The sequence below is a fragment of the Peptococcus niger genome (genome assembly GCF_900101835.1).
In the GTDB taxonomy this organism is placed as follows: domain Bacteria; phylum Bacillota; class Peptococcia; order Peptococcales; family Peptococcaceae; genus Peptococcus; species Peptococcus niger.
In genome coordinates, this window is record NZ_FNAF01000002.1 from 45980 (window position 1) to 69543 (window position 23564).

The 23564-nt window shown below is 57.4% G+C and carries 24 protein-coding genes; 22 read left to right on the forward strand and 2 right to left on the reverse strand.

Annotated features, from left to right (window positions below; genetic code table 11):
- The first annotated feature begins 98 nt into the window (after positions 1 to 98).
- The gene (locus tag BLQ16_RS01930; protein WP_091791072.1) at positions 99 to 779 is read left to right on the forward strand and encodes an FUSC family protein; all 681 of its coding nucleotides are present in this window, start codon (positions 99 to 101) and stop codon (positions 777 to 779) included.
- Positions 769 to 1071 (forward strand): thiamine-binding protein, encoded by a 303-nt coding sequence (locus tag BLQ16_RS01935; protein ID WP_091791073.1) that lies wholly within the window; start codon positions 769 to 771, stop codon positions 1069 to 1071. Before BLQ16_RS01930 ends, BLQ16_RS01935 begins: the two co-directional genes overlap by 11 nt.
- A gap of 78 nt (positions 1072 to 1149) precedes the next feature.
- Here BLQ16_RS01935 and BLQ16_RS01940 read toward each other — a convergent pair whose 3' ends face one another.
- Complete coding sequence (locus BLQ16_RS01940) at positions 1150 to 4380, reverse strand: DEAD/DEAH box helicase (RefSeq protein WP_159427944.1); 3231 nt, start codon at positions 4378 to 4380, stop codon at positions 1150 to 1152.
- Positions 4381 to 4562: 182 nt separating this feature from the next.
- Here BLQ16_RS01940 and BLQ16_RS01945 point away from each other — a divergent pair, with 182 nt between their 5' ends.
- The 10 genes from BLQ16_RS01945 (at position 4563) to BLQ16_RS01990 (ending at position 13404) form a co-directional block, all read left to right on the forward strand.
- A complete protein-coding gene (locus BLQ16_RS01945) occupies positions 4563 to 5336 on the forward strand; it encodes an MBL fold metallo-hydrolase (RefSeq protein ID WP_091791075.1) in 774 nt (257 codons plus the stop codon).
- Between the two features lie 13 nt (positions 5337 to 5349).
- Entirely contained in the window at positions 5350 to 6654 is a 1305-nt protein-coding gene (locus tag BLQ16_RS01950; protein WP_091791076.1) for a S1C family serine protease, read from the forward strand.
- A gap of 221 nt (positions 6655 to 6875) precedes the next feature.
- On the forward strand, positions 6876 to 7457 hold the full coding sequence (locus BLQ16_RS01955) for a hypothetical protein (RefSeq protein ID WP_091791077.1): 582 nt from the start codon (positions 6876 to 6878) through the stop codon (positions 7455 to 7457).
- 36 nt (positions 7458 to 7493) lie between these two features.
- Positions 7494 to 8696, forward strand: coding sequence for a radical SAM/SPASM domain-containing protein (locus BLQ16_RS01960; RefSeq protein ID WP_091791078.1), 1203 nt, complete (start codon positions 7494 to 7496; stop codon positions 8694 to 8696).
- A complete protein-coding gene (gene nirJ2 / locus BLQ16_RS01965) occupies positions 8693 to 9682 on the forward strand; it encodes a putative heme d1 biosynthesis radical SAM protein NirJ2 (protein WP_091791079.1) in 990 nt (329 codons plus the stop codon). The genes BLQ16_RS01960 and nirJ2 overlap by 4 nt, the downstream gene beginning before the upstream one ends.
- Positions 9683 to 9686: 4 nt before the next feature.
- Positions 9687 to 10181 (forward strand): siroheme decarboxylase subunit alpha, encoded by a 495-nt coding sequence (gene ahbA / locus BLQ16_RS01970; protein ID WP_091791080.1) that lies wholly within the window; start codon positions 9687 to 9689, stop codon positions 10179 to 10181.
- On the forward strand, positions 10178 to 10702 hold the full coding sequence (ahbB, locus tag BLQ16_RS01975; RefSeq protein WP_091791081.1) for a siroheme decarboxylase subunit beta: 525 nt from the start codon (positions 10178 to 10180) through the stop codon (positions 10700 to 10702). Before ahbA ends, ahbB begins: the two co-directional genes overlap by 4 nt.
- Entirely contained in the window at positions 10689 to 11015 is a 327-nt protein-coding gene (locus BLQ16_RS01980) for a hypothetical protein (RefSeq protein ID WP_091791082.1), read from the forward strand. The genes ahbB and BLQ16_RS01980 overlap by 14 nt, the downstream gene beginning before the upstream one ends.
- Before the next feature lie 255 nt (positions 11016 to 11270).
- Positions 11271 to 12713, forward strand: a complete 1443-nt coding sequence (locus tag BLQ16_RS01985; protein WP_091791083.1) for a LutB/LldF family L-lactate oxidation iron-sulfur protein — start codon at positions 11271 to 11273, stop codon at positions 12711 to 12713.
- Entirely contained in the window at positions 12706 to 13404 is a 699-nt protein-coding gene (locus tag BLQ16_RS01990) for a LutC/YkgG family protein (RefSeq protein WP_159427945.1), read from the forward strand. The genes BLQ16_RS01985 and BLQ16_RS01990 overlap by 8 nt, the downstream gene beginning before the upstream one ends.
- A 111-nt stretch (positions 13405 to 13515) precedes the next feature.
- On the opposite strand, the gene BLQ16_RS01995 is transcribed toward BLQ16_RS01990, so the two are convergent.
- Complete coding sequence (locus BLQ16_RS01995) at positions 13516 to 15318, reverse strand: stalk domain-containing protein (protein WP_091791085.1); 1803 nt, start codon at positions 15316 to 15318, stop codon at positions 13516 to 13518.
- A gap of 236 nt (positions 15319 to 15554) precedes the next feature.
- Between BLQ16_RS01995 and acpP the strand changes: the two genes are divergently transcribed.
- Genes acpP through BLQ16_RS02045 form a run of 10 tightly spaced genes read left to right on the forward strand, consistent with a single transcriptional unit; the run spans position 15555 to position 23563 of the window.
- A complete protein-coding gene (gene acpP / locus BLQ16_RS02000) occupies positions 15555 to 15782 on the forward strand; it encodes an acyl carrier protein (protein ID WP_091791086.1) in 228 nt (75 codons plus the stop codon).
- A 19-nt stretch (positions 15783 to 15801) separates the two neighbouring features.
- Positions 15802 to 16233: an acetyl-CoA carboxylase biotin carboxyl carrier protein gene (locus BLQ16_RS02005; protein ID WP_091791087.1), complete on the forward strand. Its 432-nt coding sequence runs from the start codon at positions 15802 to 15804 to the stop codon at positions 16231 to 16233.
- Positions 16226 to 17584 (forward strand): acetyl-CoA carboxylase biotin carboxylase subunit, encoded by a 1359-nt coding sequence (locus tag BLQ16_RS02010; RefSeq protein ID WP_091791088.1) that lies wholly within the window; start codon positions 16226 to 16228, stop codon positions 17582 to 17584. The genes BLQ16_RS02005 and BLQ16_RS02010 overlap by 8 nt, the downstream gene beginning before the upstream one ends.
- Positions 17584 to 18459, forward strand: a complete 876-nt coding sequence (gene accD, locus BLQ16_RS02015; protein ID WP_091791089.1) for an acetyl-CoA carboxylase, carboxyltransferase subunit beta — start codon at positions 17584 to 17586, stop codon at positions 18457 to 18459. Before BLQ16_RS02010 ends, accD begins: the two co-directional genes overlap by 1 nt.
- Positions 18456 to 19247 (forward strand): carboxyltransferase subunit alpha, encoded by a 792-nt coding sequence (gene accA, locus BLQ16_RS02020; RefSeq protein WP_091791090.1) that lies wholly within the window; start codon positions 18456 to 18458, stop codon positions 19245 to 19247. Before accD ends, accA begins: the two co-directional genes overlap by 4 nt.
- Positions 19231 to 19701 carry a MarR family winged helix-turn-helix transcriptional regulator gene (locus BLQ16_RS02025; protein WP_091791091.1) on the forward strand — a complete coding sequence of 157 codons (471 nt, stop codon included), beginning with the start codon at positions 19231 to 19233 and terminating at the stop codon, positions 19699 to 19701. The genes accA and BLQ16_RS02025 overlap by 17 nt, the downstream gene beginning before the upstream one ends.
- Positions 19698 to 20642 carry a beta-ketoacyl-ACP synthase 3 gene (locus BLQ16_RS02030; RefSeq protein ID WP_091791092.1) on the forward strand — a complete coding sequence of 315 codons (945 nt, stop codon included), beginning with the start codon at positions 19698 to 19700 and terminating at the stop codon, positions 20640 to 20642. The genes BLQ16_RS02025 and BLQ16_RS02030 overlap by 4 nt, the downstream gene beginning before the upstream one ends.
- Positions 20629 to 21612: an NAD(P)H-dependent flavin oxidoreductase gene (locus BLQ16_RS02035; protein WP_200781856.1), complete on the forward strand. Its 984-nt coding sequence runs from the start codon at positions 20629 to 20631 to the stop codon at positions 21610 to 21612. The genes BLQ16_RS02030 and BLQ16_RS02035 overlap by 14 nt, the downstream gene beginning before the upstream one ends.
- The gene (locus BLQ16_RS02040; protein WP_091791093.1) at positions 21588 to 22646 is read left to right on the forward strand and encodes an NAD(P)H-dependent flavin oxidoreductase; all 1059 of its coding nucleotides are present in this window, start codon (positions 21588 to 21590) and stop codon (positions 22644 to 22646) included. The genes BLQ16_RS02035 and BLQ16_RS02040 overlap by 25 nt, the downstream gene beginning before the upstream one ends.
- Positions 22643 to 23563, forward strand: coding sequence for an ACP S-malonyltransferase (locus BLQ16_RS02045; RefSeq protein WP_091791094.1), 921 nt, complete (start codon positions 22643 to 22645; stop codon positions 23561 to 23563). Before BLQ16_RS02040 ends, BLQ16_RS02045 begins: the two co-directional genes overlap by 4 nt.
- The last annotated feature ends 1 nt before the right edge of the window (position 23564 follow it).

The window sequence follows — 23564 nt, forward strand, 5'->3', positions numbered from 1 at the left end:
CCCCTTCTTTGAATGACCGGGCTGATGGGTATAATAAAGCATGGGCCTGTGCCGGGCCCACTTGGATGATTGTCTGACATACTGTAAGGAGGCGGGTTATGGCCAATCAGGAACCGAATTCAAGTCCCTTTCATATGGGGATGCGGATTTATAAAACAGGTCTAGCGGCCTTTATTTGTTTGATTTTCAGTAAAGGGCTGGGCGGCTACCCGTTTTTTGCGGTCATTGCCGCCTTGATTTGCATGAAGCCGACCTTTGAGGACAGCTTAAAAGTGGGCCTGCACCGGGTCTTAGGCACCATCATCGGCGGGGTGGCGGGCATGGTGCTCTTGGCGGTGGTCACCGCTGCCGGCATCCAGCAGAAAGACCTCCTTTATGATGCCTTGGTGGCCCTGGTGATTATGCTGCTGATTAAGCTCATCGTCAGCCTGAACCGGAGCCCTTCGACGGTGATCACCTGCGTGACCTTCTGCTCCATCCTGCTCATGCCGCTGGGGCAGCTGTCCATCGTTCAATATTCGCTCATGCGGATCCTAGATACCCTCTTGGGGGTCTTTGTGGCCTTGATCATCAATGAAGTTTTGCCCAAGCACCGGCTCAGCGCCCAAGAAGCGGCAGACCTGGAAGCTAAGCTTGAGGAACAGATAGAAGCACAGATTGTGGAAACCATGGACCAAACCATGGTTGATGACCTGCGCCGCGCCAATGAGCAAAACCGGCAAGTGCCATCGGAAGAGGCCTCTCAGCCGGTAAAGGAGGAAAGAAAAAATGGAAGCTAGCTTGTCCCTGCAGATTTTGCCCAAAACCGAGGATGATCAAGAACTCTTGCGGATAGTGGATAAGGTGATCCGCTACCTTGAATCCACCGGCCTGAAAACGTTTACAGCGCCCTTTGACACCACCATTGAAGGGGATTTTGACACCCTCTGCCAGGTGATTAAACGGGCGCATGAAATCGCCATTGAAGAAGGCGCTCAAGGCGTTTCCAGCAATATGAAGCTCTACTACACGCCGGAAGCGGAAGGCGGCATTTTTACCATTGATGAAAAGGTCAGCCCCTACCATCGGTGAGACCCTGCCGTCCGACGGCTGAGGCTTCGCTTGCAAACAAATAACCGTCTGCACATAGGTGCAGACGGTTATTTGTTTTCAGTTGTCAGTATGCGTGGTCAAGTCAAAGAGGTCACGGAGGTCTTCCGGCGTTAAGGCGGACAGGAGGCTCTTGTTTCCGCCGACGACTTGTTCGGATAGGCCGGCCTTTTTTGCCTTTAAAGCCATGATCTTTTCTTCGATGGTGTGCTTGCAAATCAGGCGAATGACATGGACCGTGCGGTGCTGCCCAATGCGGTGGGTGCGGTCTGTGGCTTGATCTTCCACGCTTTGGTTCCACCAGGGATCGTAGTGGATGACCGTGTCGGCGGCGGTCAGGTTTAGACCGGTGCCGCCGGCCTTTAAGGAAATCAAAAATACCGGGATATCGCCCTGTTGAAAGCGGCGAATCAGCGTCATCCGGTCTTCAGCTTTGGTTTGACCGGTCAGGATTAAGTGGTCGATGCCACGGGCATCCAGGGCTTCGCTGATCAGGTCGATCATTGAGGTGAACTGGCTGAAGAGAATCATGCGGTGGCCGTTTTCCGCCCGTTCGCTGATGGTTTCAACCGCCAGCTTTAACTTGGATGAGGCCTGGGTAAAGCCGGGCAAAAATAAGCGCGGCGAGCAGCAGACTTGCCGTAAGCGCATGAGAAGGGCCAGGATTTTGATGCGGTTCTGGGGCAGGCCTTCGTTGGCCAGGGCTTCGATGACCGTTTTTTTGGATAGGGCCAGCTGGCTATCGTAGATGCGGCGCTCCTCGTGGGTTAATTCGGTGTACAGGGTGGTTTCAATTTTATCCGGTAATTCGGTCAGGACATCGTTTTTGACCCGCCGCAGCAAAAAGGGCGCCATCATGACCCGCAGGCGGTAGAGGCGGCTGTCATCCTCATACCGGCTGATGGGGATGTCGAACACGTGCCGGAATTGCCGCCAGCTTAAGAGGTAGCCGGGCATGCAGAAGTCCATAATGCTCCACAGGTCCGCCAAGGAATTTTCCATGGGGGTGCCGGTTAAGGCAAAGCGGTGGCGGGCCTTGAGGCTTTTCAGGCTTTTGGCATTCTGGGTGTAGCTGTTTTTGATGAACTGGGCTTCATCGGCGAAGATGGTGTCAAAGGTAAAATGAGCGTAGAGGGGGTGGTCTCGCCGCAGGGTGGCGTAGCTGGTGACCAGGACGGCACCGATGGGCGCCTCAGCAATGGCGGCACGCCGGTCATCGGCGGAGCCGGTAATGATGCGGTAGGGCAGGGAGGGGGCAAAGCGGGCCAGCTCTTCCTCCCAGTTGTAAATGAGGGAGGTTGGCACCACGATGAGGGCGGTGGCCTCCGGGTCACTGCTTTTCCGGTGCAGGAGGTAGGCGATGGCCTGGACGGTTTTGCCCAGGCCCATGTCATCTGCTAAAATTCCGCCCATGCCCAGCCGGGAAAGGCCCACCAGCCAGCGGTAGCCCTGCACTTGGTAGGGCCGCAGGTTGGCCTTTAAAGTTGCCGGCAGGGGAATGTTTTCCTCTGTCAAATGGGCCAGCCGGTCGGCCAATTGCCGTAAGTCATCGGACAGGTGCATGTCCAGGGGGCTGTCATCCAGGAGGGCCTTCAGGCGAACCGCCCGGTAGGCGGGCAATTCAATGGGGTCCGGTTCGGCCACTTGCTCCGGTCTTACCGCTAAATCGTCCAGCAGCTGGTTCAGCTCGGCAAGGGCCGGGTTGATCAAGTTGATAAATTGACCGTTTTTCAGGCGGATGTAGCGGCGGCCGTGACGATAGGCGACGAGGAGGTCTGCCAAGTTGGCAATGTTAACGGCGCTGTCATCAAAGGAGAGCTCGATGGTTCCGTGGTTGATGCCGGAGCTCATGCGTGGAATAACCGCATTCTTAGGCCGGATGCGGCGCAACTTTTCTTCTATATCCACGGTGGCCAGCTGCATCAATTCCGGCAGGCCATTTAAAAGAAAGTCGTACAGGGCATCTTCGCCCACCAGGAGCAGCTCGTCTTCATTGGTTGAAAAACGGTAGCGCTTTAAGAGGGCAAAGAGGGCCTCTTCAGCTGCCTTGTCCCGGAGCACTTCCTCGTCCTCCGAAGCCGCCAGGGGGTTGAAGGCCACATTGCCGTAGCGAAAGGTCAGGACGCCGGAGAGGCAGTCCGGTGACGGGTAGGAGAGGAGGGCGTGAACCTGTAAGGGCTTTTGGGAAAAATGTCGGCGCAGGGCCTGAGACATTTCAATATTTAAGAGCCCGCTTAAAGGGGTCAGGGATTTGGCGCAAATGGCGGCGGCTTCATTTTCCGTTAAGATCAGCCTTTTAAGGGCTCGGCCATCCAGGTAATCAAATAAGGGCAGGACATACCGGCTGTAGAGGTCGGATGGACGGACGATGGCCTCATCGGTCATTAAATAGCGGTAGCGGCCGCCCGGCGACAGGGGGGTATAGTCGGAAGCCAGGGTGAGCTGGTAACGGCCATCCAGCAATTGCCGCAGGGAGAGGGTTTCCTTGGGATCGGCGAAGGCCAGGGTCCGCCGACCTTCGGCCTTGCCGTTGGTCTGGACGGCAACGACCGGGATCTCTTGGTTGGCGATAAAGGCAAAAAAGTCATCAAACTGTGCCGGGGTCAGGTAGAGGTAGCGCCTAACCGGCGGGGTGCCGCCGGCCTCCTGGTATAGGCTGACATTGGTCATGAGCAGGTCAATGTAAAATTGAGCCGGTTCAGAAAAGAGGCGCCGGTCGTGGCGAATTTGCAAATACTTGCCGTAGCGGTAAAAGTCTTGCTGGTCAAGGCGGTGCACAAAATCCGATAAATTTTTTATGATATAATGGCAATCACCTTGAGCAATCCGGAAGGTTAGGGCGAAGCGGGCTGAATAGGGGTCAAAATCCAAGGTCGGCAAGAGGTCAAGGGGGGCTTCGCGGTGGGCCAGGGTCGTTTCCTCGTAGGCCTTCAGCAGGCCTTGGGCATCGGCCTTGCGGGCGCTTTCGTCAGGGGCCTTTTGCCTTGCGGTCAAGGCATCAAAGGTGGCGCGGATAAGCGCTACCTGGTGGCGGCAAAATCCGGGCTTGGCTGCATTGTGGTAAACATGGCAGCTGCAGTAGGTTTCCGGCGCTGCTCCTTCGATGACGGCCAGACGCGGCGATTCTCCATTGACCTCAGCGTGGGCGATGATGGCCCGCTCGCCGGTGTCTGCGTCAAAGCGATCTTCCCAATGAAGGTTCTGCACCGCGCCGGTCAAATGGGCGGCGATGCCTGCCGATATTTCATCGGCGTTGATGGCGTGTTCGTCAATAAAGTCCCGTAAGCTCATATCGGCTCCTTTCTGACACATTCCTATCCCGTTATTATAACACGTTTGTTGAAAATGTGTCGGCGGGGGCCAATCTTTTGATGAAATTTAGCATTCTTAACATCCCCTTCACCGAACCGTAACTTTTCGTAAACGAACAGGGCCGGTGTGATGGGTATACTATAAACAGCAGGAGGAAACTGATGCGTTATATCTCTTTGGCTTCATCCAGTAAAGGCAATGCCGCCTACCTGGAAACCGCTTGCGGCGGTTGGCTCATTGATTGTGGCATTTCCATGCGCCGCATTGAACAGGGGTTGGCGGCGATTCCCCAAGCCCTGGACCGGTTGCAAGGTATTTTTATTACCCACGAGCACCGCGACCACGTTGCCGGCCTGGGGCCCTTTTTACGCCGCTACCGCCTGCCCTGTTATGCCGGTCAAGGCACCTGGCGGGCCTTGCTCTCTGATGGGGGCCTGGGAAAGGTCGACCGTCAACTGGTTGAATGCCTGCCCTTTCGAGAGCAAACCCTAGGCGGCCTTACGGTGACGCCCCTGGCCCTGTCCCACGACGCTGCAGAGCCCTTCGGTTTCAGCTTTGCGGAAAAGGGCCTCCGCCTGACCCATGTGACTGATACGGGCAGGGCCGATGAGGTCATGGCGGCCTACTTGACCGCCAGCGACCTGGTGGTCGTGGAAGCAAACCACGATGTCAACTTACTGGAAAAGGGGCCCTACCCCTACTACTTAAAACAACGCATTCTAGGGGCGCGCGGTCATTTGTCCAATGCCGCTGCCGCCAAGCTCCTGGTTGACAGTTTGGAAGACCGCACCCGGACCGTGGTGCTGGCCCATTTAAGCGATACCAACAACAGACCGGCCTTGGCTGAGGAAACGGTGAAAACGGCGCTTGACCAAGCCGGTTTGGCCCCGCAGATTTTGCTGGCGGGTGGCGGGTCTGTTGATGTAACCCTATGAAGGAGGACTTTTTATGTTTGATCAAAATAAGGACAATCCCTTTAATCCGGCCAACCGGCCTGAACCGACGGGGGACCCGGCGCCGACCATAGATGTGGAGGGGTCGCCGGTAAGAGACCTGCGGCCAAGTCCGGCCCGTCCCTTGCCGCGGACAAGGGTGTCGGTCAATTACAACCGTCCCCAACCGGGCAAGGAAAAAAGAAGGGGTGGTTTTCGCCGCTTTATAGCCACCGTTTTAATTGCACTTATTTGTGGCGGTGCCGGCGGTTGGGCGGGGAGCGCTTACTACGCCCAGCAAAATAAGGGCGGCGGGACCATCCTGGCCGGCCCTAAAGCGGTGCAGACGGCAACCAGCAATAAAAATGGGAACCTAAGCGTGGCGGATATTGCTGAAAAAGTTGTCCCGGCCGTTGTCGGGGTCAACAACATCGGCAGACAAAGCAATATTTTCGGGCAAAGCGGCGAGCGCAACCAGGCCTCCGGTAGCGGGGTCATCATTCGGGAAGACGGGACCATGGTGACCAATTTTCACGTGATTAGTGGTGCCAGCCGGGTGACGGTGACCCTGGCCGATGGGAGCACCAAAAAGGCCGAGGTGATCGGCTATGACCAGGAAAGCGATCTGGCAGTCCTGGACATTGAGGGCAAGGGCTATCCGACGGTGGCCATCGGCGATTCAGATGCTCTGCGGGTCGGCCAATTGGCGGTGGCCATCGGCAACCCGCTTGGTCAAACCTTTTCTCAGACGGTGACCGATGGCATCATCAGCGGCATCAACCGGGAAATTCAAATGGGCAACCAGACCTATAACCTTTTGCAGACCAATTGCGCCATCAACAGTGGTAATTCCGGCGGTGCCCTGGTGGACGGCCAAGGCAAGCTGGTGGGCATCAACAGCGTTAAAGTCCAGGCTGAAGGGGTTGAAGGCCTTGGCTTTGCCATCCCCGTCAATAATGTCATGCGCATCGTTCAAAAAATTGAAAAGGGCGAAACGCCTTCGTCCCAGCCCTTTATTGGGATTTCCGGTTACTCTTTGGACAAAGACGTTGCTGCCCAGCTGAACATTGACCAGGACACCGGCCTGCTGGTGGTGCAAACCGTTGAAGGCAGTCCGGCAGATGAAGCGGGCATTCTCCCCGGAGACATCATCACCGCTGCCGATGGCCAAGCCCTCAAGGGCTATGACGATTTGCAGAAAATCCTAAAGAAACATAAGGCCGGCGACAGCCTGACCCTCACCCTCGTTCGGAAAAATCGCCAGGCAGAGGTCCAGGTCACTTTAGGCAAACAAACCTCTATTCCTGCTGCCCGCAGTTAAGGCGGAACCCGTGTCCAAATCCTGGACACGGGTTTTTTCTGCCCATCAAAGCCATTGCCAATCTTGATAGGTAAAAGTATGACGAAAGGGGAAAAATAGTATATAATGAGAAGCGGCGCTTTTTAATCGGTGCCTCGCACCGGTGGGCGCAGAGGCTAATGTAAATGATAAAAAGAATCAATAAAAAAGAAGAGGATTTATGACCATGGAGGGCACCTTATATGATACTTTTATATAAACCGGCTGTCGGCGAAGAACGAGACCTGGCGCTGGCTTTTTTGTCGCGGGTCAAACTGGCCCATCGGGTATTGCCCGATGAGGCCGCCGGGCATACCCTGGGCGCCTTAATGGACGGTGCAGAGGGCGATAGCGGCCTTGCGGCAGAGGCTTCGGCGATTATTTTCAGCGATGATTTTACAGAAGAAGATGTCCGTCGGATCTTGGACTTAATTATGGAAACGGGCCTGCGCTTCCAGGTGCCAATTTTGCTGACAGCGGACAACCGCGACCGCAGGCTGGCGGATATTCTCGAAGAAATCACAAGCCAGCAGGCCTTTATTGGTGCCCTGGCGCACCTGCAGCAGCTCATCGATGCGGTCGGGCGTTTAAATGAAAAGGACTATGACCCGGATAAATGGAGCGAACTGAAGATTGCCATCGCCGATGCCAACGATACTCTGGCGGACTTGGTTGGGGAAGATGCCGAGGCGGCGGCCCGGGCGCGGGATGAGATCGTACCGCGGCGAGATGCCCTGGCAAAGAGTATGGAGCGCTTACTGTCCTATCGGGGACCGAATCAATAAAGGGCATGGTTTAGCGTTTAGAGGAGGATGAGGAGATTGCTAAGTCTAACCAAATTATTAACCGGTGATACGTACTTTGGCGATAGTCTGAGATATACGGAAAAAAGCCGCAACCAACTGCACGGTGTCTCTGAAGGACGGGGACCGGTCGTGGCTTGGAACTATACCCGGACCTGTAATTTAAAATGCAAGCACTGCTATGCTCATGCGGAAGCCAAGACTTACGCAGGTGAGCTGTCCACAGAGGAGGCGAAGGCCTTCATAGATGATTTGGCAGATTTTAAGGTGCCGGTCATCCTCTTTTCCGGCGGCGAACCGCTGGTGCGGGAGGATTTCTTTGAGCTGGCGGCCTACGCACGGGAAAAAGGCATCCGGGCCACCCTGTCCACCAACGGCACCTTGATTACGCCGGAGGTGGCGCAAAAAATCAAAGACCACGGCATTGGCTATGTGGGCATTTCTATTGACGGCTTACGTGAGACCAACGATGCCTTTCGTGGCGTTGACGGCGCTTTTGACGCCGCTATGGCGGGCATCCGCAACTGTCGCGCCGTTAACCAGCGGGTGGGCCTGCGCTTTACCATCAGCCGGTCCACCATGGACGATGTGGACGCTGTGCTGGACATGCTGGAAGAAGAGGACATTGACCGGATTTGTTTCTACCACCTGGTCTACTCCGGCCGCGGTGAAACCCTGGTGACCGATGATTTGACCCATGAGGAAACGCGGGCCATCGTTGATAAAATTTGCGACCGGGTGGTGGCCTGGGACCAGCGCGGCCTTAAAAAAGAAGTGCTCCTGGTGGACAACCACGCCGACGGGCCCTACCTATATTTAAAATACAAGGACAAGGATCCCGACCGGGCCGCTAAAATTTGGCAGCTTTTGTCCATGAACGGCGGCAACCGCAGCGGGATTGCCTTCGGGGAAGTGGACCACCTGGGGCATGTGCACCCGGACCAGTTTACCCAGCACCATGACTTGGGCAATGTTCGCGACCGCAGCTTTAAAGATATTTGGACGGATATGTCCAACCCGCTCTTGGCCGGTTTAAAAAATCGGCAGGACTTATTGGATGAAAAATGCCGCAAGTGCAACTGGCTCGCCATTTGCAACGGTAATTTCCGGGCCCGCGGTGAAGCGGTAACCGGTGACTTCTGGGGCTTTGACCCGGCCTGCTACCTGACAGAAGAAGAGCGTCAGGCCCCCAATCCGCTGATGGAAGGTGATGGCCAATGAAAATCATGAGTTGGAATACGACGAATGATTGCAACCTGTTTTGTGCCCACTGCTATCGGGAGTCGGGACAAAAAGATACCGGCGAATTGACCACCGCCCAGGGGAAGGCCTTGATTGATGGCGTGGTCCGTGCCGGCTTTCATATCATGATTTTTTCCGGCGGTGAACCGATGACCCGCCCGGATATTTATGAGCTGATTGCCTATGCCAAGGCCCAAGGCCTGCGCCCGGTCTTGGGCTCAAACGGCACCCTCATTACTGAGGAAGCGGCAGAGCGCCTGAAAGAGGCCGGACTCATGGCCGCCGGTATTTCTCTGGACAGTTTGGATGCAGCCAAGCATGATAAACTGCGCGCCAAGGAAGGCGCCCATGCGGCGGCAATCCGCGGCATGGAAAACTGTAAAAAAGTCGGCCTCCCCTTTCAAATCCACACCACGGTGATGGATTGGAATGAAAATGAAGTCTGTGACATCACTGATTTTGCCGTTGAAATCGGCGCACGGGGGCACCATATTTTCTTCCTGGTGCCGACCGGACGGGGTGAGGACATTGTGGACATGGCCTTGGACCGTGAAGCTTACGAAGCGGTGCTCACCCGGATTATGAACAAGGCCAAAGAAGTGGCCATTGAGGTTAAACCCACCTGTGCGCCGCAATTCATCCGGGTGGCCGACCAAGTGGGCCACCGGCAGCGCTTTCGCAAGGGATGCCTGGCGGGCACCACCTATTGCATCGTCAGCCCCAAGGGAGACGTGCAGCCCTGCGCCTATATGAAAATGGCCATTGGCAATGTCAAGGAAAAGCCCTTTGATGAGATTTGGGCAGAGAGCCCGGTCTTTCAAACGCTGCGCAGCGAAGCCTACAGCGGTCAATGCGGTCAATGCGCTTACGGCGCGACCTGCGGCGGCTGTCGGGCGCGTGCGGCCTACTATCATAAAGGCGACTTTATGAGCGCTGACCCCCTGTGTATCTTGAATCGGGAGTGAGAGTATGTACCAGATGGACGATTTAGACCGGGCGATTTTGATGATTCTACAACGGGGGATCCCCCTGTCCCATCGCCCCTATGCCGATATGGCGGAAGAAATCGGCAATACCGACGAAGCGGAGGTCATCCACCGCATTGCCCGTCTGAAAACGGAAAATATTATTCGGCGCATGAGCGGCTTCTTTAATTCTCATGCCTTGGGCTACCGGTCCATGCTGATTGCTGTGCGTCCGACAGCAGGCCATTTTGACGAAGCGGTGCAGGTCATCAACCGCTATCCGGGTGTGACCCATAATTATGAACGGAGCCATGACTTCAGCATTTGGTTTACCCTGATTGCCATCAACCAGCCCACCTTGGACCATATTTTGGACACCATTGAAGCCAGCCCCTATGTGGCAGACATGCTGCGGTTTGAGATGAGCCGCCGCTATAAGATTGACGTGACCTTTGATGTTACCGATAAGGCTGCAGAGGAAAAGGAGGCAGGCAGATGAGCAAGCCACTGACAGACCAGGAACGGGCCATTGTGCGGGCCTTGCAAAACGACCTGCCCTTGGTCCCCGAACCCTACGCCGCCTTGGCGGCGGAAATGGACATCAGTGAGGCCGAGCTGATGGCCGGGATCCATTCGCTGATGGACAAGGGCTGCCTGAAACGCATTTCCATCGCCCTCCGGCATAAAAATGTTGGCTATACCATCAATGTGATGGTCGTCTGGGATGTGCCTGACGACCAGGTGGACGCCATCGGACAAGAGGTGGCCCGCCACCCGGCGGTGACCCACTGCTATCGTCGCAACCGGGAACCCCGCTTTCCCTATAATTTGTACACCATGGTGCATGCCCGCAACGATGCGGAATACGACGTCATTATGGGCGAACTGGTCGAGATTATCGGCAAGGATACGCCGCATGACCTTTCCTTTGATGCCTTGCGGTCTATGCGGGAGCTGAAAAAGATTGGGATGAAATACTTTATTGAAGACCCGGAAGATGTTGTTGATGACGATGCGTGAGCCGTCCGGGACGATTTTTTTCAACCGCCTGCCTGTAGACTTGGCCTTGGTCGGGGCCCTGGCCCTGCCCTTGGGCCTTTATGCCCTTTTGGGACAGATGCCTGCATTGCCGCAAAAGCCTTTGACGGCAGGTATTTTATTGCTGGTTTTAGGCGTCTTTAACATGGTTGCCTTTGCCCTGGTGGATTTAAAGGAAATGATGGACCAGACGGTTACGGCTCTGGCCTACCGGCTGATGCGGTTAACAGCCTTGGTCGGCTACGGATTTTTTTACGCCATGACCTTTTTTCCCCAGCTCTTTGCTGGGCATTGACAGGTACCACCTTGCAGTTTCCTCTTGGAAACTGCAAGGTGGTATTTTTGTGGGGAAAATGGTCCAGCCCTGCCTTGGGATTTGGCGTCACCCGCCTAAGCGTGGTACAATAGTGGTTAACAGAAGCGGAGGGCCTGACCCTGGTATCCCCATCGGTCGGTGCAGGGCTTTTCTGTTGAACAATAGATGGTGTCCGGCAGGAGGACCAGCCCTTGCTGGCGGACTTAGAGGCGTTATTTTTTTGGAGGTGGCATCATGGCCGTACTGGTCAACCCTGACAAACCGCACAAGGAGCGGTTGAACGAAACAATGAACAATGCTTTTACTCGACGAGCGACGGCGCTCGCTCAAGATAACTTTAATACGGCGCGCGATGCCTTTACGGCACAAAAGCCGGAATGGCAGGCCCTGAAAGACCAGGCCGCTGCCGTTCGCGCGCATACCCTGGACCACTTGGATACCTACCTGTCGGAATTCATCGACCACGCCACTGCCAACGGCAGTGTGGTTCACTTTGCCAAAACTGCCCGGGAGGCCCGTGAGACCGCCCTTGAAATTGTTCAGGCGGCAGGCGGCCAGCGACTGGTGAAGAGCAAGTCCATGGTGAGTGAAGAGATCGGTGTCAACCGCGCCATGCAGGCGGCCGGCATTGAAGTGACCGAGACAGACTTAGGCGAATGGATTTTGGAATTGGACGATTGGGATACGCCCTCTCATATTATGGCACCGGCCATGCACAAGGACCGCTACCGGGTGCATGAGCTCTTTAGCAAATACGGCTACACCGGGAGCACGGATATTCCGGAAATGACCCGGTTTGCCCGGGCATCCTTGCGGGAAAAATTTTTGGCTGCCGATGTGGGCATGACCGGCTGCAATTTTGCCGTGGCTTCAACCGGGTCCACCTGCATCGTGACCAACGAGGGCAACGGCCGCATGGTGACCAGCCTGCCGCGGACGCAAATTGTCTTGATGGGCATGGAACGGATCGTGCCGACCATGAGCGATTTGGACGCCATGATGCAGGTGCTGCCCCAGTCCGTCCTGGGGCTGACCACGTCCAGCTACCTCTCCTTCACTCATGGGCCCCGTCGGGCCGATGAAATTGATGGGCCGGAGAGCGTTCACATTATCATCATTGACAACGGCCGCAGCGACATTTTAGGTAGCCCCTTCCACGACATGCTGCGCTGCATTCGTTGCGGCACCTGTCAAAACGTCTGCCCGGTTTATCGTCACATTACAGGGCATGGCTACGGGTCTATTTACGAAGGCCCCATGGGCGTGGTCTTGACCCCGCTTTTGGCAGGCCGCGAGCAGACCGGGCATATGCCCTACCTGTCCACCCTCTGTGGCGAATGTACGGCCAATTGCCCGGTGGAAATCCCCCTGCATGAATTGATTCTCAAGCACCGGGAAGAGCAGCATGACCAGGTTCAATTGACAGCTGAAGAGGGGGCTTTTCAGGCCGCCGGCCTGGCCTTGGGACATGCGACCCTGTATAAGGCCATGCTGGCTTTCGGTCGTCCGGCGATGCGGGCCCTGGCCCTTTGGCAGGGCTGTGGTGAACGCTTAGACGATGGCAACCGGCTGCCGGTCCTGCGCAATTGGACCCAGGGACGGAACCTGCCCCTCTTGGCCAAACCCTTCCATGCCCGTGCTGTGCGTCGCCCCAGAGGAGGTGCTTTCCGTGACTAAAACCACACGTGAAGAATTTCTAGGCAATATTTCTCAGGCCCTGACCCGCCACCAAGTGCGCGCCCCGAAACCGGATCCCGTGGAAGGGCCGGTCTACCATCGCCTGGCAGACTTGAGTCCGGAGGCCTTGGCAGACCATTTTCACAGCCAGGCGCCCATCCGCCATTTCAGCAGTCGGAGCATTCAGGCAGGGGATCTGGCAGAGGCTTTGCAGGACCTTCTAAGCCGAGACGATGTAGAAAAGGTTGTTATCTGCGATGATGGGGTCAGCCGGGCCCTGCACTTGGCAGAGGCGGTGACCGCTGCCGGGCGCACGCCCCTTGTCTATCGGCCTGACGGTTATGACCACCAGGGACTGGTAGATGCCCTGGCGGACGCCGATCTGGGCATTACCGTGCCGACTTACGGCTTGGCCGATGTGGGCGCCGTTGTGGAAATGGCGTCGCGGGAGATCCCGAAAAGCTTCAGCCTTCTGCCCCGGGTCCATGTCAGCCTCCTGCCCCTGTCACGCCTGTATTCGTCCATGAGTACCCTGGCGGAGGAACTGGAAAAGGTCTACGCCCGGGACGGCCTGACTTCCGGAATGAACCAAATCAGCGGCCCCTCTTCCACCGGGGATATTGAAAGCTATATGGTGACCGGCGCCCATGGGCCGGTTGAAGAACATATTTTTATTATCATGGATCTGTAAGGACAAGCTAAAAAATACAAAAGAATCGCGCCGGCGTGCCCATCGCCGGCGCGATTCTTTTGTAACTGCTGGTCGTCAAAGGGCGGTTCAAGAGGAACCCCTTTGACGATTTTATTTTGCTTGCATAAAGATGCTGTCTGAGCCACCGTCCGTATAGGTTTTCAGGAGCAAGCTGCCATCGGCCGCCGGGGCAATATCGTCAATGAGCCGGCTGCCGTCAAGGTCTCGGTCGGCGTGAATCAGCGGCAGGCTGCCCTCGTTAAGGGTCAGGGGGGCCAGGCTGCCGTCCCGGAGGTCCAGCACAGACAGACGGGTAAAGTCACGGCTGTCCGAATTTAAGAGAACCGGACAGAGGGCGACATAATGGTCGCCAAAGGCCACTTTTTTAATAAAGAAATTGTCGGTTTGCGGCATAAGGCTTGAAGTCGGGTCAATGCGGCGGGTCCATTGTTCTTTTTCTAAATCATACTGCCAAATTTCTTCCGCTTGTCCTCTGACGGTCCGGAAAACCCGAGAAGCGATGACATACTTGCCGCTGATGACAGGGCTAGTGAAGACATAGCCTTCGATGATGTTTTTGGCCTTGCCCGGTGCGGTCAGGTCACACACTTGGAGGGACTCGTTCCATCCGCCGCGGCTCCGGGACCAGACCAGGGTATTGCCGTTTAGAGCCAGGTCGCCGAGGTAGTCCTGGTCTTCGCTGCCTTGGTCAATTTGCTGCTTTTGGCCGGTGAGGCGGTTGTAAGAGGTGAGGGCCATCCCCTTGCTAGGCTTGGACAGGGGGGCCGTATAGACGATCCAGCGGTCATTGGCAACGAGGCTGTCGATGTCCGGGTAAATGTTCTCAGCAATTAATTTGGCCTGAGAAGCATCTGCCAGGGGCGCCTCGTATAAGCCGAAGGGCATGGCCCCAGGTGAGGCCGGGTCCATGCTCTGGAGCCAGACGATGCGGTCGGCGGTGGGGACCAGCCCCTGGTTGAACAAGACGCCCTTGTTGTTGAGGCCACGGAGGAGGGGGACGCCCTTGTGGCAAACGATCCTGTAGCCGCCGCTGTCCATGACGCCATCTGCTGTGAGCAGGCTGCCATCCGGCAGGCGGTTGATGACGTTGGGCTTTTGCTCCATTGAAGTCTCCAGCGGCGGGGTGGTTGTCGATTCTTTAAATGCCGGCGGCGGGGCTAGGGTCTTGCTCGGGGTGATAACGGAAATATCGCGTGTTTCCGAATCCCAGTTAACGGTGCCGACGGTTTCAGCCAAGGCCCTCAGGGGCAGGTAAAAATAGGGCCCCTTTAAATAAGGCGCAGTTGCTGCTCTGGCTATGGAGCCGTTCATGGCATAGGCGGTAGAGCCTAGGGTCCATTCGGAGGCAGAGCCGGTGACGGAAGTGACCTTAAGGCGCAGGTTGTCGTGAGTGACGGTGAAGTTCAAGTGGGGCAAGAGCCATTCGCCAATCATGGCCGTATCGCCATATAAGCCGATGCCGGCAGCCTGGAGCCGGGGGCTCAGGGTGGTGCCGTTCAAGGTGACTTGCCCCCCGGTAGCGACTAAACCGCCTTCTTGCTTGGCGTAGGCCTCTTTGTAGGCGGCCAGCTCAGCGGCGGAGACTTGACCGATGCGGCTGGTGGTTTTTGGCATTGGCGGGATTTCCTTGTAAGCTGCTTCCAACTGCTGCAGGTCTGCTGAAGAAATTTTCCCTTGATAATAATAGGTGTAGGCGGCGGTCAGGGCTTCCGGAAGGACTTCCGGGTTGGCCAGGTCAGGCAACACCTTTTCCAAGGCTTGGACATCGTCACCGGGGGCTGTCGCCGACGCCGTCGGCGGCGCTGGGACATCTTCCGCCATGGCCGGCAGGCCCTTGCAACAAAGGAGAAGGCAGGCCAGGGACAAGGCCGTCAAAAAAATCTTGCGGTTCATCTTTAAGCTCCTTTCTAAAATAAATGAGGGTCACTAGGCGGTCTAATCGTCAGATATGTCTGCTTTAAGTATATCAGAGGGTTGCCTAAAATAATACAAAAAAATAAATACAGGCCGGTCAATGCTGGCTTAGATATCAACGATAAGTAACAAATTAGTATTTTGATAATCAAACTATTTACTTTGAGTGTCAAAGTAATTATAATAGAGGCAATTCATTTTAAGGAGGAATCAATATGATTTTTGACAAAGTAAAAGAAGCCATTGTGGATACGCTGAATTGTGATGCGGAAGCGGTGACCCTGGAAGCCCGGTTGCGGGAAGATTTGGATGCAGATTCTTTGGACGCTACCGAGCTGATTATGAATCTGGAAGAAGCCTTCGGCCTGTCCATCTCTGATGAGGAAAGCCAACAATTGACCACTGTCGGTGATATTGTCAAGTACATCGAAAAAGCACAATAATCTGTGAGGAAGTGCGGTTATGACCATTGACGAAATAGAACGCTTACTGCGCGCCTTTGACCACAGTGGCGTGACAGGCCTAACGGTGAAAACCGCAGACGGCACGGTGAAAATGACCAAGGCAACGCCGCCGTCAAGGGTTTTGGCGGCGGATGGCGCTGGAGAGGTACCGGTCTGTGAGCAGGTGACGACTGCAGGGCCGGATGTCCTTGACCTGGTCCAGGCGCCGTTGGCGGGAACCTATTATGCGGCACCGTCGGAAACGGCAGAGCCTTTTGTGCAGGTGGGTGACCGGGTAGAAGTGGGGCAGACCATTGCGGTGATTGAGGCCATGAAGGTGATGAACGAGGTGCCGTCAACGGTCAGCGGTCAGGTGGTGGCCATTTTGCCGGAAAACGGCAGCGTTATCGGCTACCATGAGACCATTTTGCAGGTGGATACCCATGTTTAAGAGGGTGCTGGTTGCCAATCGTGGAGAAATTGCGGTCCGGATCATCCGTACCTGTCGAGACATGGGCATTAAGACGGTCTTGCCTTATGCGGAGCCGGATGCGGACAGCCTGGCGGTGGCGCTGGCGGATACGGCGGTCTGTATCGGACCGGCGGCGCTGGACCAGTCCTACTTGAACGGCCATGCCCTCCTCTCCCTGGCCTTGGCCTGCGGCGCAGAAGCGGTCCACCCGGGCTATGGTTTTTTATCGGAAAACCCAGACTTTGCCCGGCAGGTCACCGCTGAAGGCTTGATCTTTATTGGCCCGCCGGCAGCTGTGATTGAGCAGATGGGGGATAAAATTGCTGCCCGTCGTACCATGCGCCAAGCCGGAGTGCCGGTGGTGCCCGGCTCTGACGGACCAACGGCGGACTTAGCAGCGGTGGAGGCGGTGGCCCGGGAAGGCGGCTACCCGATTTTACTCAAAGCCGCAGCCGGCGGTGGCGGCCGCGGCATGCGGCTGGTAGAGGCTGCGGAAGCGCTGGCGCCGGCCTTTGAAGCGGCCCGCCGCGAATCGGAAGCCGCTTTTGGGGACGGCCGGCTTTACGCTGAGAAATACTTGACCGGGGCCAAGCACATTGAAGTGCAGGTCGCCTGTGACCGGCAGGGCCATTGTGTCCACCTGGGCGAACGGGACTGCTCTTTACAGCGCCGCCACCAGAAGGTCTTGGAAGAAACGCCTTGCCGACGGTTACCTGAGGCCTTGCGCCAAACCGTTTGTGCGGCGGCGGTATCGGCGGCCCAGGCGGTCGGCTATGAAGGCGTGGGCACAGTTGAATTCCTGGTGACGCCGGAGGGCGACTGGTATTTTATGGAAATGAACACCCGGCTCCAGGTGGAGCACCCCATTACCGAATGGGTCACCGGCATCGATCTGGTGCGGGCCCAGTTGCGGCTGGCGGAAGGCCTGCCCTTGGATTGGACACAGGCGGACATCCAGCTGACCGGACACGCCATCGAGTGCCGGATCAATGCCCAGGACCCGATGGCGGCCTTCAGGCCGTCGGTGGGTAAAATCGAAAGCTTGCATTTCCCGGAAGGCCCTTTTGTGCGGGTGGATTCTGCCCTCTTGCCCGGTGAAACCGTGTCGCCTTTTTATGATTCCCTGCTGGCCAAGGTGACCGTATGGGGTGAAACGCGGCAGATGGCCATCCGGCGGATGCGCCGCGCCCTATCGGAAGTGATCATTGAAGGGGTGGCGACAACCGCCGATTTTCACTTCATGACCCTTCACCATCGCGCCTTTATTCGTGGAGAATACACGACGCAGTTTTTAGACGATCATCTGAAAGAGCTGGTGGATTTATTGTGATGTCGGAAGCATTTTTAAAGCGCAAGCATCGTCTCAAAGTTTTTCAGACGGCGCGGGAACGTCTCTTGCGGCGACCGGCGCCTCAGCGGGATGATTTGCGCAACATCAATTGTCCCCTTTGTGGCGACCGCATTTTAATGGCCGACTTGCGGGCGTCTTTATACATTTGTCCCGCTTGTCAGGCCATGCTCCCGATGCCGGCCCATGCCCGCCTGGAGGCCCTGCTGGATCCCGGCAGCTTTCGGGAGCGGCAGGAAGGCTTGACCAGCGATGACCCGCTGGACTTTCCCGGCTATGCCGAAAAATTAAGCCACGCCCAAGCGCGGAGCGGGTTATCCGACTCGGTGGTGACGGGGACCGGGCGAATTGACGGCATCCCGCTGGCCATCGCCTGCATGGACAGCCGGTTTATGATGGGGAGCATGGGGGTGGTCTGCGGTGAAAAACTGGTGGACCTGATTGAGCTGGCCACCAAGCGAAAGTTGCCCTTAATCATCATCGCGACCAGTGGTGGGGCCCGGATGCAGGAAGGAATCCTGTCGCTCATGCAGATGGCGCGGACAGCGCAAGCCTTGAACCGCTTTCATGCGGCCGGGCTCTTGTATACCGTGGTCTTGACCCATCCCACCACCGGCGGTGTTATGGCCAGTTTTGCCAGCCTGGCCGACCTGACCTTGGCTGAACCGGATGCACTCATCGGCTTTGCCGGGCCGCGCGTAATCCGGCAAACCGTAGGTGAAGACCTCCCGGAAGGCTTTCAAGGGGCGGCCGCCCAGCTTGACAACGGCTTTATCGACGCCATTGTCAAGCGGGAAGATTTGCGTGACGAATTGGCCTTTTATCTGAAGGCCCATGGCAAGGAGGGACAGCGATGACCGCTTATGAACGGGTGCGGTTGGCACGCAGTGGTGAGCGCGCCAATGCCCAGGCCTTTTTAGGGGCGCTGATTGACAACTTTCATGAATTGCACGGCGACCGCCTCTCCGGAGATGACCCGGCCATCATCGGAGGCATCGGCTATTTGGGGCGCAGGCCGGTGACGGTTCTTGCCCAGCAACGGGGGCGGAGCCTGGCAGAAAATGAAAGAGTGCGCTTCGGCATGCCAATGCCCTCCGGTTACCGTAAGGCGATCCGCTTGATGCGGCAGGCAGAAAAGTTCGGCCGGCCGGTGCTGACCCTGGTGGATACGCCGGGGGCTTATCCCGGTATTGAAGCGGAAAATGGCGGTCAGGCATCCGCCATTGCCGAATGCCTTGCCACCCTCTTGGGCCTCCGGGTGCCGACCCTGTCCCTGGTTATCGGCGAAGGCGGGTCAGGGGGCGCCCTGGCTTTAGCCGCTGCCGACCGCTTGTATATGCTGGAAGGCAGTGTTTTTTCGGTGATTTCGCCGGAGGCTTGTGCCGCTATTTTATTTAAGGATCGGGACCGGGCCGAGGAGGCAGCGGCGGCCCTTCGCTTGCAGGCGGCAGATTTACATGAATTGGGCATCTGCGATGGGGTGTTCGGAGAAAAGGGGCGGGATTTCAGCCAGTTGACGGCGGATATTCAGCAAACGCTTTCAGCCGCGCTCCAAGAGTTGAGTAAAGGCAAGCCGGCAGACCTGCCGGGCAAACGTTACCGGCGCTATCGAAAAATGGGGGTGGAGCATGTCGTCAATGGATAAAGTTCGGGCTAAAGAGACCATGAACCATTTTTTAGTGGATATTTTTAATCAAATCTTGGCCATAGAGGAAGCTTGGCTCCGGAAGGAGTATGAGGGCGATATTACCTTAGCGGAAGTACACATGCTGGTAGCCATTGGCGAACGGGAGCACGGCGTCATGGGTGATGTGGCCCGGCATGCGGCGCTGACCAATGGCACGGTGACCACAGCCGTAAAAAAGCTGGAGCGCAAGGGCTATGTGCTGCGCCGGCGGGATGAGCAAGACCGGCGCAAGCTGCGCGTCCGCTTAACCGAATCGGGGCATGCGGCGGTGGCGGTGCACAACCGCTTTCACGATGTGATCAGTGACGCTATTTGGACCGGCCTTTCAGACGAGGCCCGGGCCCCCTTCATAGAGGGGTTGGCAGAAGCCGGTCGGGCCTTAACCGCTATGCAGGAGGATCTGCAGCCATGACCGGCATTCGCATTTTAGGAAGCGGCAGCCGGCCGGGTGCAGACCGGGTCAGCAATGAGGACTTGTGCCGCCGGGTGGACTCCAGCGATGCCTGGATTTCCCAACGTACAGGGATTCAGGCTCGGCATTTGGCCGGACCTGATGAAAGGGTTGAATCCCTGGCGCTGGAGGCGGCACGGGAGGCCCTGCAAGCGGCGGCCATTGAACCGCAAACGGTAGACCTGCTGGTGGTGGCCACCTTTAGTCCGGCCGGCCGGATGCCGGCAGTGGCGACGACTTTAGCGGCAGAGCTGGGACTTGGTGAAGGGGCCCTGGCCTTTGATTTAAACGGGGCCTGCACCGGCTTTGTACAGGCCTTGGACTGTGCCCGTAATTTTCTGGCGGTGCGGCCGGCGGGTCGCCGGGCCCTGGTCATCGGCGCAGAGGTCATCTCTCGCTGGGTGGATTGGTCTGACCGGAGCACCTGTGTGCTCTTCGGCGATGGCGCCGGTGCCGTGCTGGTGGAAAGTGCGCCGACGCCCTATTTTTCTATGTTCGGGGTCCGGCCGCTGGCCGAGGCCTTGAGCGTTCAGCCGGATGCCCAGGGCAAGAGCCGGGTGCGGATGGACGGGCAAGCCGTTTTTCGTTTTGCCCTGCGGCAGGTGCCGGCCTTAATCCGCGACCTGGCAGCAGCCGGCGGAATCAGGCCGGAAGAGGTGGAAACCTTTATTTTGCACCAGGCCAACGGCCGCATTTTAGATAAAATCGCCCAGCATTTGGCCTTGCCGGCAGACCGCTTTTATCGCAACATTGCCGAATTGGGCAATACCTCTGCCGCATCAATTCCCCTGGCCTTGGATGCCTGGCGCCAGGAAAGACCGCCAGAGGCAGGGGAAAAAGTTATTTTGGCCGGCTTTGGTGCCGGATTGACATGGGGAGGAATTCTTTTTGAATGGTCATAAATTAACGCAATTGCTGAAGATAGACTATCCCTTTATTCAGGGGGGGATGGCCCGGGTGGCAACCGGCCTTTTTGCTGCCCAGGTGTCCAATGCGGGCGCCTTGGGCGTTATCGGGTCCGGGAGTATGGAACCCCAGCACCTGGAAGCCCATATTGCCGACTGTAAGGCGCACTTGGAAGAGGGGCGGACCTGGGCGGTTAATTTAATGATGATGAACCCCCATTGTGATGACCTGGTGGACATCATTATTCGTGAAAGGGTGCCGGTGGTGACCACCGGCGCCGGCAGTCCCTCCGCCTATGTGGAGCGCTTGCAAGCTGCCGGCTGCCAGGTTTGGCCGGTCATCGCCTCACCCCTGATGGCCAAACGGATGGCGCGCTTGGGTGTGGATGGGTTGATTGTAGAAGGCTGTGAAGCGGGTGGCCATGTCGGTTCATTTACCACCCTGGCCCTCCTGCCCCAGGTGCTGGCGACAGTAGACCTGCCTGTGGTGGCAGCCGGTGGCATTGCCACCGGGGCGCAGGCCTTGGCCGTTTTTGCCATGGGGGCAGTCGGCATTCAGTTGGGTACCCTGCTCTTGGCCGCTGAAGAATGTCCGATCCATGACAACTACCGGGCCCGGGTTCTGCAGGCGAAAATTGAAGATGTGGTGACCATCGGCCGTATTGCTGGCACGGCAACCCAACTGCTAAAAAATCCGATGAGCCGGGCCTACGTTAAAATGGAACGTTCCGGTGCCGACTGGGAAGCCTTGGAGCGGTATTCACTCGGCGGCCTGGCAAAGGCCGTCATTGAAGGCGATCAAGACGCCGGTGCCATGATGGTCGGGCAAAGCGTCGGCTTGGTGCAGGAGGTTAAACCCTTGGCGGCTATTTTTGCTGATCTGATGCGGGATACAGACCAGGCCATGCGGCGGTTGACCGATGAGTGGGAGGCGGAAGGACCATGGAAATCAACGGACACCGATTAGAACGTCCCCTGGCCCAGGGAGGGATGGGCATTGGTATTTCTCTGGACCGCTTGGCCGGTGCGGTGGCGAAAGAAGGCGGGCTGGGTGTCCTCTCTTCGGCCTACGCCGGCCTGTATGAACCGGGCTTCTGGGATGACCCGAAAGGCATTAGTCTGAAAGCCTTGACCGAGCGGATCCGCCGGGCCCGGGATCGAGCCGGGGAACATGGATTGATTGGGGTCAACATTATGCGGGCGGTCAGCGATTATAAGGACCAGGTGCAAGCGGCCCTGGACGGTGGCGTTGACGCCATTATTTCCGGCGCCGGCCTGCCCCTGGAATTGCCGGGCCTGGTGGGCAAGGCGTCTGTGCTCCTGGCGCCTGTGGTGTCTAGTGGACGGGTGGCCAAGCTGATTTGCCGCTACTGGCACAAACATGCCAACCGGTTGCCGGATTTTGTGGTGGTGGAAGGCCCCTCTGCCGGCGGCCATCTCGGCTTTAAGCTGGCCGATCTGACCGACTCCCGGCAGCCGACCCTGGCAGACCTCCTTGCCGATGTCCGCAAGAGCCTGGCCCCCTATGAACAGGAGGCCGGGCGTAGGATTCCGATTGTTGCCGCCGGTGGCCTGATGGATAGCGCCGATGTATCCGCTGCCCTGCAGCTGGCGGATATTGCCCAATTGGGCACCCGGTTTATCGGAACGGAAGAATGTGATGCATCCCCGGAGTTTAAGCGCCGCCTGCTGGAAGCGGAAGATGACGATGTCATGCTCGTTCAAAGCCCGGTGGGGATGCCCGGGCATGCCTTAAAGAGCCCCCTGACCCTGGCCATGGCCGAAGGGGAAAGACGCCCTCCGGCCAAGTGCTATAAGTGTCTGAGTCCTTGCAAGCCGGCCGAGACGTCTTATTGCATTTCTCGGGCCCTGGTGGCTGCAGCCCGGGGGGACTGGGAAAGGGGCTTGTTCTTTAGCGGCAGCCGGGTCGGAAAAATGAAGGACCTGTGGACAGTTGCCGATGTTTTTGAGGCTGTGTTGCCGAAGGAGGCAGGGGTATGATTTGCTTTATGTATGCCGGTCAAGGCAGCCAAAGGGTCGGCATGGGCGCCGATTTTTATGCGGACGATGCGGGGGTGCGCCGTTTATACGATGCCTTTCCGGCTGATCGGGACCGGTCCTTTCACGGGCCGCAGGCGGCCTTGAATGAAACGGCTGCCACGCAGCCGGCCATGGGGCTCTTTGCTGCGGCGGTCACCGATTATCTGGCTGCGCGGGGGGTTCAGCCGGATTTGACGATGGGCCTTTCCCTGGGGGAGTACAGCGCCTTATATGCGGCCGGCAGTTTTACCGCCCGGCAACTGATGACCCTGCTCAGCCGACGGGGGCAGGCCATGGCAGACGCTGCCCGGCAAAATCCCGGAGTGATGGCGGCTGTTTTAGGCGCTGATCGCTGTCAAGTGGAGGCCATCTGTGCGGCGGTCCGGGCTGAAACCGGTGAGCTGGTGGCCTTGGCTAATGACAATGCCCCGGCCCAACAAGTCATCGGCGGCAGTGAAAAGGGGGTGGCCCTTGCCGGCGAACGCCTGCAGGCGGCAGGCCTTCGGCGACCGGTGCCCTTACAGGTAAGCGGCGCTTTTCATACGCCCCTCATGCAGCCGGCAGCTGAAGCCTTGCAGTCGGCCTTGCGGGAAATACCGCCCCAGCCCCCGCAGATTCCGGTCTTGAGCAACGTTTACGCAGCACCGGTGGCACCTGATGCCCTTGAGGAAACGCTCCTTGTCCAGTTGACCTCTCCGGTACGGTTGGTTGACAGTTTCCGGCAGGCGCAGGATATGGGGGTCAGCGTATTTATTGAGATCGGGCCGGGAAAGGTCCTGACCGGTTTATTGCGCAAGACGCTGGGACGGACGGTAAGGGTTTACGCCGTGGATGGCCTGGAAGACTGTCGTGCGCTGGTGGACGAGTTGGGAGGATAGG

Coding starts and splice junctions, on each gene's coding strand:
- nirJ2 (WP_091791079.1), top strand. CDS start 8,693: ATGAAAATCATGAGTTGGAATACGACGAATGATTGCAACCTGTTTTGT.
- accD (WP_091791089.1), top strand. CDS start 17,584: ATGTCGGAAGCATTTTTAAAGCGCAAGCATCGTCTCAAAGTTTTTCAG.
- BLQ16_RS01945 (WP_091791075.1), top strand. CDS start 4,563: ATGCGTTATATCTCTTTGGCTTCATCCAGTAAAGGCAATGCCGCCTAC.
- BLQ16_RS01985 (WP_091791083.1), top strand. CDS start 11,271: ATGGCCGTACTGGTCAACCCTGACAAACCGCACAAGGAGCGGTTGAAC.
- BLQ16_RS01955 (WP_091791077.1), top strand. CDS start 6,876: ATGATACTTTTATATAAACCGGCTGTCGGCGAAGAACGAGACCTGGCG.
- BLQ16_RS02010 (WP_091791088.1), top strand. CDS start 16,226: ATGTTTAAGAGGGTGCTGGTTGCCAATCGTGGAGAAATTGCGGTCCGG.
- BLQ16_RS01980 (WP_091791082.1), top strand. CDS start 10,689: ATGACGATGCGTGAGCCGTCCGGGACGATTTTTTTCAACCGCCTGCCT.
- BLQ16_RS01995 (WP_091791085.1), bottom strand. CDS start 15,318: ATGAACCGCAAGATTTTTTTGACGGCCTTGTCCCTGGCCTGCCTTCTC.
- BLQ16_RS02040 (WP_091791093.1), top strand. CDS start 21,588: ATGGAAATCAACGGACACCGATTAGAACGTCCCCTGGCCCAGGGAGGG.
- BLQ16_RS01935 (WP_091791073.1), top strand. CDS start 769: ATGGAAGCTAGCTTGTCCCTGCAGATTTTGCCCAAAACCGAGGATGAT.
- BLQ16_RS02045 (WP_091791094.1), top strand. CDS start 22,643: ATGATTTGCTTTATGTATGCCGGTCAAGGCAGCCAAAGGGTCGGCATG.
- accA (WP_091791090.1), top strand. CDS start 18,456: ATGACCGCTTATGAACGGGTGCGGTTGGCACGCAGTGGTGAGCGCGCC.
- BLQ16_RS02005 (WP_091791087.1), top strand. CDS start 15,802: ATGACCATTGACGAAATAGAACGCTTACTGCGCGCCTTTGACCACAGT.
- BLQ16_RS01950 (WP_091791076.1), top strand. CDS start 5,350: ATGTTTGATCAAAATAAGGACAATCCCTTTAATCCGGCCAACCGGCCT.
- ahbB (WP_091791081.1), top strand. CDS start 10,178: ATGAGCAAGCCACTGACAGACCAGGAACGGGCCATTGTGCGGGCCTTG.
- BLQ16_RS02030 (WP_091791092.1), top strand. CDS start 19,698: ATGACCGGCATTCGCATTTTAGGAAGCGGCAGCCGGCCGGGTGCAGAC.
- BLQ16_RS01930 (WP_091791072.1), top strand. CDS start 99: ATGGCCAATCAGGAACCGAATTCAAGTCCCTTTCATATGGGGATGCGG.
- ahbA (WP_091791080.1), top strand. CDS start 9,687: ATGTACCAGATGGACGATTTAGACCGGGCGATTTTGATGATTCTACAA.
- BLQ16_RS01940 (WP_159427944.1), bottom strand. CDS start 4,380: ATGAGCTTACGGGACTTTATTGACGAACACGCCATCAACGCCGATGAA.
- BLQ16_RS02025 (WP_091791091.1), top strand. CDS start 19,231: ATGTCGTCAATGGATAAAGTTCGGGCTAAAGAGACCATGAACCATTTT.
- acpP (WP_091791086.1), top strand. CDS start 15,555: ATGATTTTTGACAAAGTAAAAGAAGCCATTGTGGATACGCTGAATTGT.